Origin of the sequence: Streptomyces catenulae (assembly GCF_000718015.1) — a bacterium.
In the GTDB taxonomy this organism is placed as follows: Bacteria; Actinomycetota; Actinomycetes; order Streptomycetales; family Streptomycetaceae; genus Streptomyces; species Streptomyces catenulae.
The window spans coordinates 1-14,342 of record NZ_JODY01000033.1 but is presented as its reverse complement, the minus strand read 5'-3'; the positions used below and the strand labels follow the sequence as shown (position 1 = coordinate 14,342).

Below are 14,342 nucleotides of genomic sequence, written 5' to 3'. Positions count from 1 at the left end.
ACGGCGGCGGCTCGGGGGCGGGCGCGGGGACGCCCCGGGGGCCCCGCCGCGGGTCCGTACCGGCTCCCCGTGAGGCCCGTCCGTCACCGTCCGGCGGCGGCGAGGAATGATGGGACGGTGACCGATCCCGACTCCTTCGCCGCGCTGCTCACCCCCGAGGGGCAGGCGCTGCTGGACGCCCTGCACGACCACGACCCGGCCGACGAACTGGCCACCGCGACCCGGCTGCGCCGCGACCATCCGGCCGCGCTGGTCTCCGCCGCGCTGGGCCAGGCGCGGCTGCGCCAGCGCGCCGCGGCCAAGTTCGGGGCGGACGCCCGGCGGATGTACTTCACGCCCAACGGCGTCGAGCAGTCCACCCGTACCGCCGTCGCCGAGCACCGCGCCGCCCGCCTCGCCGCGCTCGGCGTCCGGTCCGTCGCCGATCTGTGCGCGGGCATCGGCGGGGACGCGCTGGCGCTGGCCCGCGCCGGGATCCGGGTGCTCGCCGTCGACCGGGACCCGCTGGCCTGCGCCGCCGCCCGCGCCAACGCCGACGCGCTCGGGCTCGCCGACCTGATCGAGGTCCGCTGCGCCGACGTCACCGGGACCGACACCGCCGGTTACGACGCGGTCTTCGTCGACCCGGCCCGGCGCACCAAGGCGCGCGGCGGCCGGATCTTCGACCCCGAGGCGTACTCCCCGCCGCTCTCCTGGGCGATCGACGCGGCCCGCACCGCGCCGTACGCGGCGCTGAAGATCGCGCCGGGCGTCCCGCACGAGGCGCTGCCCGCGGACGCCGAGACCGAGTGGATCTCCGACGGCGGCGATGTGAAGGAGGCGGTGCTGTGGTTCGGGCCCGCCGCCGACGCGCCCGGGGCGGTCCGGCCGGGTGGCCGCCGGGCGACGCTGCTGCCCGCCGGGGACTCACTGCTCGGCGCGGACCTGCCCGACCCGGAGCCGGGACCGGTCGGCGGGTGGCTCTACGAACCGGACGGCGCGGTGATCCGCGCCCATCTCGTCGCGGACGTCGCCCGGCAGGTCGGCGGGCGGCTCATCGACCCGACGATCGCCTATGTCACCGCGGACGCCCTGACCCCGACGCCGTACGCCACCGCCTACGCGATCACCGACGTGCTGCCGTTCAACGTCAAGAAGCTGCGGGCGCTGCTGCGGGAGCGGGAGGTGGGCGTCGCCGTGATCAAGAAGCGCGGGTCGGCGGTGGAGCCCGAGGAGCTGCGCAAGAAGCTGAAGCTCGGCGGACGGAACCACTGCACGGTCTTCCTCACCCGGGTCGCCGGGGCGCCCGCGATGCTGCTCGGGCACCCGGCGCAGGCACCCGTCACGCCTGGTCGGTGAGGTCCTCGGCGTAGATCTGGGCGAGCGGCTGCGGGCCGACGTACTGCTGGCAGGCGCAGGGACCGGCCTCGTAGCGCACCGGCCGGTGGTCGGCGTCCCAGGCGACCGGGCGCTCCACCGGCTCGTGGCACTTCCCGCTCTTGTCGTGCTTGGCGAGATGGTGGGTACAGCCGCAGACCGGCTTGGGCGGCTCCTGGGCGGCGGCCAGCTCGGCGCGGCGCGCGCGGTCGGTCTCCAGGCGCTCCATACGGCGTTCGTGGCGGGTGCGCAGCGCGCCGCGCGCGGTGTCGGCGACCTTCGCGAAACCGCCCGCCATGAAGAAGATGAAGACCCACCAGAACCAGTCCATGCCCGCCTCCCCGCGCGCCGCCGGCCGTTCCGCCGCTGCCAGGGTAGCGAGGACGCCGGTGCGCCCGGTCAGCCGTAGAGGTTCTCCTTGCTCAGCTCGTGCACATGGTCGTGGTCATGGCTGTGGCCGTGGGCGTGGGCGTGGGCGTGGCCGTCGTCGTGGGTGTGGGTGCCGGGGACGTGGGGTTCGGTCACCGGGAGGGAGGAGTCGGCGGGGAGGTCCCAGTCGGAGGCGGCGCGGCCCCGGGCGACCATCTCCGCGCCGAGCGCCGCGACCATCGCGCCGTTGTCGGTGCACAGCTTGGGGCGCGGCACCCGCAGGGTGATCCCGGCGTCCTCGCAGCGGCGGGCGGCCATCGCCCGCAGCCGGGAGTTGGCCGCGACGCCGCCGCCGATCATCAGGTGGTCGACGCCGTTGTCCTTGCAGGCGCGGACGGCCTTACGGGTCAGCACGTCCACCACCGCCTCCTGGAAGGAGGCCGCGACATCCGCCACCGGCACCTCCTCACCCGCCGCCCGCTTCGCCTCGATCCAGCGGGCCACCGCGGTCTTGAGGCCGGAGAACGAGAAGTCGTACGCGGCGTCGCGCGGACCGGTCAGGCCACGCGGGAAGCGGATCGCCTCCGGATCGCCCTCGCGGGCGTAGCGGTCGATGACCGGGCCGCCCGGGAAGCCGAGGTGCAGCACCCGCGCGACCTTGTCGAACGCCTCGCCCGCCGCGTCGTCGATGGTCGCGCCGAGCGGCCGGACGTCGGAGGTGATGTCGGGCGCCAGCAGCAGCGAGGAGTGGCCGCCGGAGACCAGCAGCGCCATCGTCGGCTCCGGCAGCGCGCCGTGCTCCAGCTGGTCGACGCAGATGTGGGAGGCGAGGTGGTTGACGCCGTAGAGCGGCTTGCCGAGCGCGTAGGCGTACGCCTTCGCCGCCGAGACGCCGACGAGCAGGGCACCGGCGAGCCCGGGGCCCGCGGTGACGGCGATGCCGTCGAGGTCGCTCGCGGCGACACCGGCGTCCTTCAGGGCGCGCTGGATGGTGGGGACCATCGCCTCCAGATGGGCGCGCGAGGCGACCTCGGGGACGACGCCGCCGAAGCGGGCGTGCTCGTCGACGCTGGAGGCGACGGCGTCGGCGAGCAGGGTGTGGCCCTGGACGATGCCGACACCGGTCTCGTCGCAGGAGGTCTCGATGCCGAGGACCAGCGGTCCACCGCGAGAGTCAGCCATGGTGATCGGATTCCTTGGGGCGAGGGGCGTCGGGGGCGGGGGCGGCGGGGACCGGCGGAGCGGCGTCCGGATCGGGGTCGGGCGCCTCGGCGTCCGGGTCGGTCGCGGTGCGCCGCATGACCAGGGCGTCGACGTTGCCGGGCTGGTAGTAGCCGCGGCGGAAGCCGAGCGGGACGAAGCCGAAGCGTTCGTACAGGCGCTGGGCGCGGAGGTTGTCGACGCGGACCTCCAGCAGCACCTCGTGGCACTCGAAGTCGGTGGCGGCGGTGAGCAGCGCGGTCAGCAGCCGGGCGCCTAGGCCGCTGCCCCAGTGGTCGCGGGCGGTGGCGATGGTCTGGATGTCGCCGGTGCCGTCGACGGCGGCCAGCCCGCCGTAGCCGACGATCCGGCCGCCGCTCTCGGCGACGAGGTAGCGGCGGTTGGCGGCCGGTCCGCGGGCGTACGCCAGCTCGGACCAGAACATCCCGGCCGACCAGGCGTCCTCCGGGAAGAGCGCCCGCTCCAGATCGAGCACCGCGTCCAGGTCCCACCAGCGCATCTCGCGCAGGACGGGGGCGTCCACCGCACCGGGGACGGTCGTGCTCACCGGGGGGTGACCACCTTGTAGTTGGCCGGGACCTGGGCGTCGGGGCGGCGGAGGTAGAGCGGCCGGGGCGGCAGCAGCTCCTCACCGGCGGCGAGCGCGCGGACCGCGGCGGAGGCGAGCGCGGCGCCGGACTGGTGCTCGGGGCCGTCGCGCCGTACGCCGGTGAAGACCGCGTCGTACAGGAGGGCTCCGGCGCCGACCGCGGGGACCCCGGCGACCTGCTCGGCGAGGTCGGCGGGGCGGTCGACGGCGGGTTCGGTCAGGCGGCGGCCGTCGGCGTCGTAGCGGGCCCAGTAGACCTCCTTGCGGCGGGCGTCGGTCGCCACGACGAAGGGGGTGTCCAGGGCGGCGGCGTGGGCGAGGCCGTCCAGGGAGCACAGGCCGTGCACCGGGATGCCGAGCGCGGCGCCGAAGGAGGCGGCGGTGACCAGGCCGACGCGGAGGCCGGTGTAGGGGCCGGGGCCGACGCCGACCACCAGGTCGGTGACCGCGTCGAGCTTCACGCCCGCCTCGGCCAGCACCCGGTCGACGGCGGGCAGCAGCAGCTCGCCGTGGCGGCGCGCGTCCACCTGGCGGGACTCGGCGAGAACCCGCTCGCCGTCGTGGAGGGCGACGGTGACGGCGGGCGTGGCGGTGTCTAGGGCTAGGAGCAGCACGCCCTCAAGCGTACGGCGCGCCGGGCGGTGCCCTTTCCGGTGCTACGGTCGGCGTCCAGTACGTCAATCGGACCGCGAGACGGCTCGCCCCCGGGGTGGGCACAACGGAAGCGCGCACAGCGGAAGGTGGCACAGCGATGCCCGCCAGGAGCAGCACGATCGTCACCGCGCTCACCGCGGCGGCCCTGGTCGCGGTCGGTTTCCTGGGCTACCAGGCGTCCGCGTCCGCCCCGGCCGATCTGCACCCGCACCACAAGAGCGGCGACAGCGCGGGCAAGCACCCCGCGCAGCAGCCCGGCGGCGCGAAGAAGGAGCACCGCCCGGCGGCGCCGAAGGTCCCCGAGGCGTCCGGCGCCGGGAAGCGGATCGTCTACGCGCTCGGCGCCAAGCGGGTCTGGTTGGTCGGCGAGGACGAGACCGCCACCCGCACCTTCGCCGTCGCCCCGAGCACGGTCTCCCCGCCGATGGGCACCTACGCGGTCGCCTCCCGGTCGGTGAGCGTGACCGGGTCGGACGGGATCGCCATCGAGCACGTGGTGCGGTTCGCCAGCGTGGACGGTGTGGTCATCGGCTTCAGCGCGGCGGTCGACGGGTCGTCCCCCAACCCGGACGCCTCGCAGCGCACCGGCGGCATCCGGGAGTCGCGCGCCGACGGCGCCGCGATGTGGGACTTCGCGGTCAACGGCACCAAGGTGGTCGTGGTCGCCTGACGGCCGCGGGCGCCCGTAAATCCTCTTCCGGGCGCCCGTAGATCCTTTTCCGGGCGTCGGTTACATCCGTTCCGGGCGCCCGTACGTCTTCGGGTGCCCGCTCCCCCGCTGCCCGCACACACGGCGACCGGCCGGGACGCGTATCGCGCCCGGCCGGTCGGCGTTCGCCCGTACGGGCTATGCGGCGTCCCGCTCCGTGGTGGACGGCGCCGGGACGTCCGGCTCGGCCGGAGGCGCGGCGGCGGGGGCGGCCGGGGCGTCGGGGGGTGTGGAGACGGCGGTGGCGGCGGCGCAGGACGCGAGGAGCTGGCGCATGGTGGGCGGCGCGTCGCACGCCTCGCGGGCGGGCGGTGCGGCGGCGGGCTCGTGAGCGGTCATGGTCGCCTCCCGGGCTCCTGGGGCAAGCGGGTCGAGAGGGAAGTTAGGCTGACCTAACTTCTACTCCTCTCCCATGTGACCACGGCGGGCACCGCGGACGCAACACGTTACCGACGGCCTGTCGGAAAAGCCCGGCGCACGTCACCCCGGGCACCACCCGCCCGCCGCGCCGCCGGTCAGCCCGCGGTCAGCTCCGCGACCCCGGCGTCCGCCCAGCGCGCGCCGATACCGGTGACCGTCACCGTGCGGACGTCGGCGGCGTCGCTCTCCCAGCCGGTGTCCACCGGGGCGTCCGCGCCCACCGCGCGCTCGATCACCACGTGCAGCCGGTCGTCGGACAGCTCCTCGACCTTGCCGTCGCCCCACTCCACGACCACCACCGACTCCGGCAGCGACACATCGAGGTCCAGGTCCTCCATCTCGTCCAGACCGCCGCCGAGGCGGTAGGCGTCGACGTGGACCAGCGCGGGGCCGCCGGTCAGCGGCGGGTGCACCCGGGCGATCACGAAGGTCGGGGAGGTGACGGCGCCGCGCACGCCCAGGCCCTCGCCCAGGCCGCGGGTGAGCGTCGTCTTGCCCGCGCCCAGCTCACCGGTGAGCAGCACCAGGTCGCCGGGGCGCAGCAGCGCGGCCAACCGGCGCCCCAACTCCTGCATCCGCTCGGGCGTTTCGACGGTGACACGGGTCTGTGTGGCGGTGGCACTCATGCCGCAAATGGTACGGGCGCGGCGGTCAGGCCCGCGCCGAGCGCCCCCGGCGACCGGCCGACGCGGCCCGCTCGATCAAGGTCACCAACTCCTCGGTGACCAGCTCCGGGCGCTCCAGCATCACCAGATGTCCGGCGCCGTCCACCTTCAGCAGGCGGGTGGCGGGGAGCAGTTCGGCGATGGCCTCGCTGTGGTCGGCCGGGGTGATCAGATCGCGTTCCCCGGCGAGCACCAGCGAGGCGACCGTGTCGTACGCCACCAGCGCCGCCGCCTTGTCGTGGGTGGCGAAGGCCGGGTAGAACTCCGCGACGACGTCGATGGGGGTGGCCTCGATGAGCCGCTCGGCGAAGCGCGCGACGCCCGGGTCGACGTCCTGCGGGGTGCCGAAGGAGTACCGCTTGATGATCCCGGCGAAGAGGTCGGCGGTGGCCCGGCGGCCCCGCTCGACGACATCGCTCTGGGCGCCCAGCACCTTCAGCAGACCGGGCGCGAGCCGGTGGAACGCCTTGACGCCGAAGGACGGCAGCCCGAACGCCACCTCGCTCAGCCGCCCGGCGGACGTCCCGATCAGCGCCACGCCCGCGACCCGCTCGGCCACGAACTCCGGGTACTGGTCGGCGAGGGCCATCACCGTCATCCCGCCCATGGAGTGCCCCACCAGCACCAGCGGCCCCTCGGGCGCCGCCGCGTCCAGCACCGCCTTCAGATCGCGGCCCAGCAGATCGATGGTGACCGGCTCGCCGCCGTCACCGACCGCGCGGGAGCGGCCCGAGCGGCCGTGGCTGCGCTGGTCCCAGTGGACGGTGCGGACCGCGCCGCGCAGCGCGGCGCGCTGGAAGTGCCAGGAGTCCTGGTTGAGGCAGTAGCCGTGGCAGAAGACGACGGTGGGCGCGGGCGAGCGGCGGCGCGGCCCGGCGAGGCGGCGGCGGACCTCCGCGGCGTCGCCGGACGCGTCCTTCGCCGTCCGGACGCGCGGCGCCGCGGCGGCGTCCGCCTCGTCGATCTCGTAGTACAGCGGGGTGCCGTCCGCGGCGACGGCGGTGCCCGGGGTGCCGCGGAGCGTGCCGTAGGGGCCGACGGCGTCCAGCGCGGTGCGGGCGCGCCGCCGCATCCCGCGGCCGACCGTCATCCGCTCCATCGCCACCCCGGCGGCGGCGCCCGCGGCGACGATGCCGATGGCGGCGCCCGCCAGCCCCGCGTGACGGCCGGCCTTCGCCCAGCTGCCCGCGGCCCCGGCCGCCGCCTCGGCCGCGTCCCCGGCGTCCGTCATCCGGTGCCTCCCGCGTCGCGGCTGCCCGCCGCCGCGGGCACGGCGGGCTCCGGCGCGCTGTCGTGGTGGACCCGCGCCACCCGGCCGCCGATCCGCGTGACGATCTCGTACGCGATGGTGTCGGTGGCCCGCGCCCAGTCCTCGGCGGTCGGCTCACCGTCGTCGCCGGGGCCGAAGAGCACCGCGCGGTCGCCGGGGAGCGCGGTGTCGCCGTGCAGATCGACGACGAACTGATCCATCGCGACCCGCCCGGCGACCGTCCGCCGCTTCCCCGCGACGAGCACCGGCCCGCGGCCGGAGGCATGGCGCGGAATGCCGTCCGCGTAGCCGAGCGGCACCAGCGCGAGCGTCGTCCCGTCCGCCGTCGTGTAGTGGTGGCCGTACGAGACGCCGTGACCGGCCGGGGCGCTCTTGACCGAGGCGAGTGACGCCTCCAGCGTCATCGCGGGGCGCAGCCCCAGCTCCCGGGCGGTGCCGATCTCGGGGGCGGGCGAGACGCCGTAGATGCCGATGCCCGCGCGGACCAGGTCGAAGTGGGCCTCGGGGAGGGTCAGCAGCGCCGGGGTGTTGGCGATGTGGCGGACCTCCGGGCGCAGCCCCGCGGCGTCGGCGACGGCGAGCGCCGTGCGGTACGCGGTCAGCTGCGCGGCGATCGAGGGGTGGCCCGGCTCGTCGGCGCAGGCGAAGTGGGACCAGACGCCGGTGACGGTGAGCAGCCCGGCGCGCTCGGCGTCGCGGGCGGCGGCGGTCAGCTCCGGCCAGTCGGCGGGCTGGCAGCCGCTGCGGCCCAGCCCGGTGTCGGCCTTGAGCTGGACGCGGGCCGGGCGCCCGGCAGCGCGGGCCGCGTCGGTCACCTCGCGCAGTGCCCACAGCGCGCTGACGGAGACGTCGATGTCCTGCTCGACGGCGGTGCGCCAGGGGCCGCCCGGCGTCCACAGCCAGCACATCAGCCGCCCGGTGTCACCGGCCGCGCGGAGCGCGAACGCCTCCTCGGGAAGGGCGGTGCCCAGCCAGCTCGCGCCCGCCGCGCGGGCGGCGCGCGCACAGGGCACCGCGCCGTGTCCGTAACCGTCGGCCTTGACCACGGCCATCAGCTCTGCCCCGGGTGCGCGGCCGCGCAGCGCTCGCACATTCGACCGCACGGCGGCGAGGTCGATGGCGGCGCGGGCCCGCTTCGCTGTCTCGTTCATCCCCCTCAGTGTCTCAGGCGCCGCCCGGCGGGCCCCGGGTACGCCCGGCCGGAGGCGGCGTACGGGGCCCGGCCGACCGGCGCGGACCGGCCCGGGAACGGCGTGCGCGCAGGGTGCGGGACGCGGCCCGCGGCGGCCGTTCAGCGGGCCGCTCCGCCCTGCCGCGGGGTGCGCCGTCCGACGTCCCGCCAGGCCGCCGCGAGCCGACCGGCGACCTGCATCGCGGTGACCGGCGCCCCGTCCGCACCGGCCGCGAAGCGGGCCGCGAGGCCGTGCAGATAGGCGCCCGCCGACGCCGCGTCCCGCGGGGCGAGCCCGGCGGCGAGCAGCGAACCGGTCAGGCCGGACAGCACGTCGCCGCTGCCCGCGGTCGCCAGCCAGCCGGTCCCGGTGGGGTTGACCCGTACGGGGCCCGCGGCGTCCGCGACCAGCGTCGTCGAGCCCTTGAGCAGCGCCGTCGCGCCGAACCGGGCGGCCAGCTCACGGACCGCCCGCAGCCGCCCGGCCGTCACCTCGGCGCGGTCGGTGCCGAGCAGCGCGGCGGCCTCGCCCGCGTGCGGGGTGAGCAGGGTGCCCGCGGTCCGGGCGCGGACCCGCTCCGGCGTCAGGAACCGCAGCCCGTCGGCGTCCACCAGCACCGGCACCTCGGCGGCGAGCACCTCGTCCACGGCGTCCGCCTCGTCGCCGATGCCGGGGCCGAGCACCCAGGACTGGACCCGGCCCGCGCGGTGCGGCGGCCCGGTGTGCACCAGCGTCTCCGGGAAGCGCGCGAGGACCGCGTCGGCGGCCGGTCCGACGTACCGGACGGCGCCCGCGCCGCCGCGCAGCGCCCCGGCGACCGCCAGCACCGCGGCCCCCGGATACCGCGCGGACCCGGCGACCACCCCGACCACCCCGCGCCGGTACTTGTCGCTCTCCGCCGACGGCACCGGCAGCAGCCGCGCCACCTCCGCGTGCTGGAGCGCCTCGGCGGCGGGCTCCGCGCCCGGCGCGAGACCGATGTCGACGTGGTGCACCACCCCGGCCCGCTCCCGCGCCGGATCGATCAGCAGCCCCGGTTTGTACGCCCCGAACGTCACGGTGACATCGGCCCGGACCGCCTCGCCCGCCACCTCGCCGGTGTCCGCGTCCACCCCGCTCGGCAGGTCGACGGCGACGACTGGGCACGACTCGGCGGCCAGCGCGGCGAGTTGGGCGGCGCGGGGACGGAGTCCGCCGCGGCCACCGATGCCGACGATGCCGTCGAGCACCAGATCGGCGCGGGCCACCGCGCGCTCCGCGTCGTCGACGACGGTGCCACCGGCCGCCCGCAGCGCCGCCAGCCCCCCGGCGTGCGCCCGCTCCGGCGACAGCAGGACCGCGCCGACCGCGGCGCCGCGGCGCGCCAGCCGCGCCCCGGCGTACAGGGCGTCACCGCCGTTGTCACCGCTGCCGACCAGCAGCACCACCCGGGAGCCGTACACCCCGCGCGCCCCGCTCAGCAGCCGGACGCAGACCGCCGCCAGCCCGGCCGCGGCCCGCTGCATCAGCGCCCCTTCGGGCAGCCGCGCCATCAACTCCCGCTCCGCCGCCCGCACGTCCGCCACGCTGTACGCAGTCCTCATGGGGTCAGTCTCACACCGGGGCGCCACGGCGGCACGGGGACGGAGCGGGCCGGGCGGGGCCCGCCCCGGGCCTCACCCCTCCGCCACGACCACCGCCGACGCCACACCCGCGTCATGGCTGAGCGAGACGTGCCAGGCGCGGACGCCCAGTTCGGCGGCGCGGGCGGCGACGGTGCCGCGGACCCGCAGCCGGGGCTGGCCGCTGTCCTCCACGTACACCTCGGCGTCCGTCCAGTGCAGCCCGCCGGGCGCGCCGAGCGCCTTGGCGACCGCCTCCTTCGCGGCGAAACGGGCCGCCAGCGAGGCGGTACCGCGCCGCTCCCCGCTCGGCAGCACCAGCTCCGCGTCGATGAACAGCCGCCGCGCCAGCTCCGGCGTACGCTCCAGCGCCGCCCCGAACCGGTCGATCTCGGCGACGTCGATCCCCACCCCGATGATCACCGGCGCACCCCGCCCCGGAGGCGCGCCGCACGGCACCGCTGACGGCCGCTCACTCCACCGTCACCGACTTGGCTAGGTTGCGCGGCTGGTCGACCTCGTTGCCGCGGGCGGTCGCCAGCTCGCAGGCGAAGACCTGGAGCGGGACGGCCGAGACCAGCGGCTGGAGCAGCACCGGGGTCCGCGGGATGCGGACGAGGTGGTCGGCGTAGGGCACCACCGCCTCGTCGCCCTCCTCCGCGATGACGATGGTGCGGGCGCCGCGGGCCCGGATCTCCTGGATGTTGGAGACGATCTTGTCGTGCAGCACCGAGCGGCCGCGCGGCGACGGGACGACCACCACGACCGGCACGTCCTGCTCGATCAGCGCGATCGGACCGTGCTTCAGCTCACCCGCCGCGAAGCCCTCGGCGTGCATGTACGCCAGCTCCTTGAGCTTGAGCGCGCCCTCCAGCGCCACCGGGTAGCCGACGTGCCGCCCCAGGAACAGCACGGTGTTCTTGTCGGCCAGCCCCCGGGCCAGCTCCCGCACCGGCTCCATCGTGCCGAGCACCTGCTCGACCTGCGTACCGATCGCGGCCAGTTCCCGGACCACGTCCCGGATCTCGTCGCCCCACTTCGTCCCCCGGACCTGCCCGAGGTAGAGCGCCACCAGGTAGCAGGCGACCAGCTGGGTCAGGAACGCCTTGGTGGAGGCGACCGCGACCTCGGGACCGGCGTGGGTGTAGAGCACCGCGTCCGACTCACGCGGAATGGTCGAGCCGTTGGTGTTGCAGATCGCGAGGACCTTGGCGCCCTGCTCGCTCGCGTGGCGGAGCGCCATCAGGGTGTCCATCGTCTCGCCGGACTGGCTGATCGCGATGACCAGCGTGCGCGGCCCCATGATCGGGTCGCGGTAGCGGAACTCGCTGGCCAGCTCGGTCTCGCAGGGGATCCGCGTCCAGTGCTCGATCGCGTACTTGGCGATCATGCCCGCGTGGTACGCCGTCCCGCAGGCGACGATGACGACCTTGTCGATCTCCCGCAGCACCTCCGGCGGGATGCGCACCTCGTCCAGCGAGAGCACACCGGACTCGTCCACCCGGCCCAGCAGGGTGTCGGCGACCGCCTTGGGCTGCTCGGCGATCTCCTTGAGCATGAAGTAGTCGTAGCCGTCCTTCTCGGCGGCGGAGGCGTCCCAGTCGACGTGGTACGCGCGCACCTGCGCCGGTGCCCCGTCGAAGTCGGTGACGGTCACCCCGTCCCGGCGCACCTCGACGACCTGGTCCTGGCCCAGCTCGATCGCCTCCCGGGTGTGCGCGATGAACGCCGCGACGTCGGAGGCGAGGAACGCCTCGTCCTCACCGACGCCGACCACCAGCGGGGAGTTGCGGCGCGCCCCGACGACCACGTCCGGCGCGTCGGCGTGCACCGCGACGAGGGTGAACGCGCCCTCCAGACGGCGGCACACCTGACGCATCGCCTCGGCCAGGTCGCCGCAGGACGAGTACGCCTCGGCCAGCAGATGCGCGACGGCCTCGGTGTCCGTCTCGGACGTCAGTTCATGGCCGCGGTCGGTCAGTTCGGCGCGGAGCGCGGCGAAGTTCTCGATGATGCCGTTGTGGACGACCGAGACCCGCCCGGCGTTGTCCAGATGGGGATGGGCGTTGGCGTCCGTGGGCCCGCCGTGGGTGGCCCACCGGGTGTGCCCGATACCGGTCGTCCCGGACGGCAGCGGCCGCGCCGCCAGCTCCTTCTCCAGATTGGCGAGCTTCCCGGCCTTCTTCGCCGACGCCAGCCCGCCGTCCGCCAGCACCGCGACGCCCGCCGAGTCGTACCCGCGGTACTCCAGTCGGCGCAGTCCGGCGAGCACGACGTCCAGGGCGCTCTGCCCGCCCACATAACCCACGATTCCGCACATGGGGGCAGCGTACGCGCCGGGCCTGTGAGCCCCCGCGCCCGGCAGCCGCGTGGCCGCACCGGGCGCGCCGACGCCCCCGCCGGGCGCGCCCCGTCAGCGGTGTGCGGGGCTCAGTAGCCGCGCTCCGACCGCTCCGCCGCCAGCCGGACCGTGTCCAAGAACTCCTCCTCGGCCTCCGCGTCGGTGCACGCCGGGGACTCGTACCGCTCCAGGAACCCGGCGAGCCCCTCGTCCAGATCGAGCAGATCCAGGTCCACGTCCGGCAGTTCCTCGGCCAGCTCCGCGTGGACGGACGCGGCGAACCGCTCCCGCTCCACCACCGCCGCCCCGCCCCGGCGCCGCCGCAGCACTCCCCTGCCCTGCCGTCCACCCATCCCGACCACCCCTCCCCGGCCCGCTGCGGGCCCGCGCCGTCCCGGGCAACCCGGTCCATGCTCGAAGACGGCGGCGGACGCCCAACCGTTCCCACCGCACGCGTCCACTTCCGGCCACCCGGACGCCCCGGCCGACCCCGGGGGCGCCGCCGCGGCCCGCCCGCGCACAATGAACCCGTGGCCCCGACGACCGATCCGCAGCAACGACGCCGCGCCGAGCGCTCCCCGTACGTCGATCTGACGCGTACGGAGTGGAGCGCGCTGCGGGAGAAGACCCCGCTGCCGCTCACCGCCGAAGAGGTCGAGCGGCTGCGCGGACTGGGCGATGTCATCGACCTCGACGAGGTCCGCGACGTCTACCTCCCGCTCTCCCGGCTGCTCAATCTCTACGTCGGCGCCACCAGCAATCTGCGCGGCGCGCTCAACACCTTCCTCGGCGACGCGGGCGGCGGCCACGGCGCGCAGCCGGGCACCCCGTTCGTCATAGGCGTGGCGGGCAGCGTCGCGGTCGGCAAGTCGACCACCGCGCGGCTCCTCCAGGCGCTGCTGGCGCGCTGGCCCGAGCATCCGCGCGTCGAACTGGTCACCACCGACGGCTTCCTGTACCCCAACGCCGAGCTGCACCGCCGCGGGCTGATGTCCCGTAAGGGCTTCCCGGAGTCGTTCGACCGGCGGGCGCTGACCCGCTTCGTCGCCGCTGTGAAGTCCGGCCGCGCCGAGGTCACCGCGCCGGTCTACTCGCATCTGATCTACGACATCGTGCCGGGCGAGCGGCTCACCGTGCACCGCCCCGACATCCTGATCGTGGAGGGCCTCAACGTCCTCCAGCCCGCGCTGCCCGGCAAGGACGGCCGCACCCGCCTCGGGCTCGCCGACTTCTTCGACTTCTCCGTCTACGTCGACGCGCGGACCGAGGACATCGAGAAGTGGTACCTCGGCCGCTTCCGGAAGCTGCGGGAGACCGCGTTCCAGGACCCGTCCTCGTACTTCCGCCGCTACACCCAGGTCTCCGAGGAGGAGGCGCTGGAGTACGCCCGGAAGATCTGGCGGACCGTCAACAAGCCCAACCTGGAACAGAACGTCGCCCCCACCCGCGGCCGAGCCAACCTCGTCCTACGCAAGGGCCCCGACCACAAGGTGCAACGACTGTCCCTGCGGAAGCTCTGAGCCGCTGCGGGAGCGCCGGGGCCTGCGGGGGGCGCTGAGCCGCCGCGGGAGCGCTGAGCCGCTGCGGGAGCACCGACCGGATGCCCACGGACGGCCCGCACCCCCGGCGAAACTGCGACCGCAGAGCCACCACCGCGTCGCCGAACTCCCCACCCACCACCGTCAGTTGACCGCGTCCCGCGTCTTGTCACCGCCGTCACACCCGCCCTACCGTCAGGTAATACGGTCCGTGCACGGATCTTTCCGGACCGTGGCCCGCACACCGTGAACCGGCGGCGGCTCCGGCCCCGTACCGCACCGGGTACGCCGTCCGGCCCGCCGCGGCATGCCCTTGAGCGCTCCCCCTCGTTGACAGTCCGCCGTCCGCCGGAGCCGGTCGGCCCTCTCACCAGGAGCCCCCATGAACCGTGCCCCCTCCCCCCACCGGACCCCCCGCCGCCCGCTGCGCCGACGCG

15 protein-coding genes are annotated in these 14,342 nt (G+C 75.7%); 3 read left to right on the top strand and 12 right to left on the bottom strand.

Translation table 11 applies throughout. The annotated features are described in order from the left end of the window. The first annotated feature begins 117 nt into the window (after nt 1-117). Nucleotides 118-1,338 (top strand): class I SAM-dependent methyltransferase, encoded by a 1,221-nt coding sequence (locus tag IF23_RS0125115; RefSeq protein WP_030287449.1) that lies wholly within the window; start codon nt 118-120, stop codon nt 1,336-1,338. Here the strand turns inward: IF23_RS0125115 and IF23_RS0125110 are convergent. From IF23_RS0125110 to tsaB, 4 genes are all read right to left on the bottom strand, one after another. Continuing rightward, on the bottom strand, nt 1,322-1,687 hold the full coding sequence (locus IF23_RS0125110) for a hypothetical protein (RefSeq protein ID WP_030287447.1): 366 nt from the start codon (nt 1,685-1,687) through the stop codon (nt 1,322-1,324). The genes IF23_RS0125115 and IF23_RS0125110 overlap by 17 nt on opposite strands. Nucleotides 1,688-1,755: 68 nt before the next feature. Beyond that, complete coding sequence (tsaD, locus tag IF23_RS0125105) at nt 1,756-2,907, bottom strand: tRNA (adenosine(37)-N6)-threonylcarbamoyltransferase complex transferase subunit TsaD (RefSeq protein WP_030287445.1); 1,152 nt, start codon at nt 2,905-2,907, stop codon at nt 1,756-1,758. After that, nucleotides 2,900-3,493, bottom strand: a complete 594-nt coding sequence (gene rimI / locus IF23_RS0125100) for a ribosomal protein S18-alanine N-acetyltransferase (protein WP_030287443.1) — start codon at nt 3,491-3,493, stop codon at nt 2,900-2,902. Before rimI ends, tsaD begins: the two co-directional genes overlap by 8 nt. Next, nucleotides 3,490-4,149 (bottom strand): tRNA (adenosine(37)-N6)-threonylcarbamoyltransferase complex dimerization subunit type 1 TsaB, encoded by a 660-nt coding sequence (gene tsaB / locus IF23_RS0125095; protein ID WP_030287442.1) that lies wholly within the window; start codon nt 4,147-4,149, stop codon nt 3,490-3,492. The genes rimI and tsaB overlap by 4 nt, the downstream gene beginning before the upstream one ends. A 137-nt stretch (nt 4,150-4,286) precedes the next feature. Between tsaB and IF23_RS0125090 the strand changes: the two genes are divergently transcribed. After that, on the top strand, nt 4,287-4,859 hold the full coding sequence (locus IF23_RS0125090) for a L,D-transpeptidase (RefSeq protein WP_030287440.1): 573 nt from the start codon (nt 4,287-4,289) through the stop codon (nt 4,857-4,859). A gap of 177 nt (nt 4,860-5,036) precedes the next feature. Here IF23_RS0125090 and IF23_RS31600 read toward each other — a convergent pair whose 3' ends face one another. The 8 genes from IF23_RS31600 to IF23_RS0125050 all read right to left on the bottom strand — a co-directional run bounded on the left by IF23_RS31600 (nt 5,037) and on the right by IF23_RS0125050 (nt 12,720). Further along, nucleotides 5,037-5,237, bottom strand: coding sequence for a hypothetical protein (locus IF23_RS31600; RefSeq protein ID WP_037679604.1), 201 nt, complete (start codon nt 5,235-5,237; stop codon nt 5,037-5,039). Between the two features lie 176 nt (nt 5,238-5,413). Continuing rightward, on the bottom strand, nt 5,414-5,944 hold the full coding sequence (gene tsaE, locus IF23_RS0125080) for a tRNA (adenosine(37)-N6)-threonylcarbamoyltransferase complex ATPase subunit type 1 TsaE (protein ID WP_030287438.1): 531 nt from the start codon (nt 5,942-5,944) through the stop codon (nt 5,414-5,416). A gap of 25 nt (nt 5,945-5,969) precedes the next feature. Then, entirely contained in the window at nt 5,970-7,214 is a 1,245-nt protein-coding gene (locus IF23_RS0125075) for an alpha/beta fold hydrolase (protein WP_030287436.1), read from the bottom strand. Beyond that, entirely contained in the window at nt 7,211-8,404 is a 1,194-nt protein-coding gene (gene alr, locus IF23_RS0125070) for an alanine racemase (protein ID WP_030287434.1), read from the bottom strand. Before alr ends, IF23_RS0125075 begins: the two co-directional genes overlap by 4 nt. 140 nt (nt 8,405-8,544) lie before the next feature. After that, entirely contained in the window at nt 8,545-10,008 is a 1,464-nt protein-coding gene (locus IF23_RS0125065; RefSeq protein ID WP_030287432.1) for a bifunctional ADP-dependent NAD(P)H-hydrate dehydratase/NAD(P)H-hydrate epimerase, read from the bottom strand. Between the two features lie 72 nt (nt 10,009-10,080). Next, nucleotides 10,081-10,449, bottom strand: a complete 369-nt coding sequence (locus tag IF23_RS0125060; RefSeq protein ID WP_030287430.1) for a holo-ACP synthase — start codon at nt 10,447-10,449, stop codon at nt 10,081-10,083. A 49-nt stretch (nt 10,450-10,498) separates the two neighbouring features. Further along, complete coding sequence (gene glmS / locus IF23_RS0125055) at nt 10,499-12,346, bottom strand: glutamine--fructose-6-phosphate transaminase (isomerizing) (protein ID WP_030287428.1); 1,848 nt, start codon at nt 12,344-12,346, stop codon at nt 10,499-10,501. A 110-nt stretch (nt 12,347-12,456) separates the two neighbouring features. Next, complete coding sequence (locus tag IF23_RS0125050; protein ID WP_245655102.1) at nt 12,457-12,720, bottom strand: hypothetical protein; 264 nt, start codon at nt 12,718-12,720, stop codon at nt 12,457-12,459. Nucleotides 12,721-12,897: 177 nt separating this feature from the next. Between IF23_RS0125050 and coaA the strand changes: the two genes are divergently transcribed. Beyond that, nucleotides 12,898-13,887, top strand: a complete 990-nt coding sequence (gene coaA, locus IF23_RS0125045; RefSeq protein WP_030287425.1) for a type I pantothenate kinase — start codon at nt 12,898-12,900, stop codon at nt 13,885-13,887. Nucleotides 13,888-14,342 lie beyond the last annotated feature (455 nt).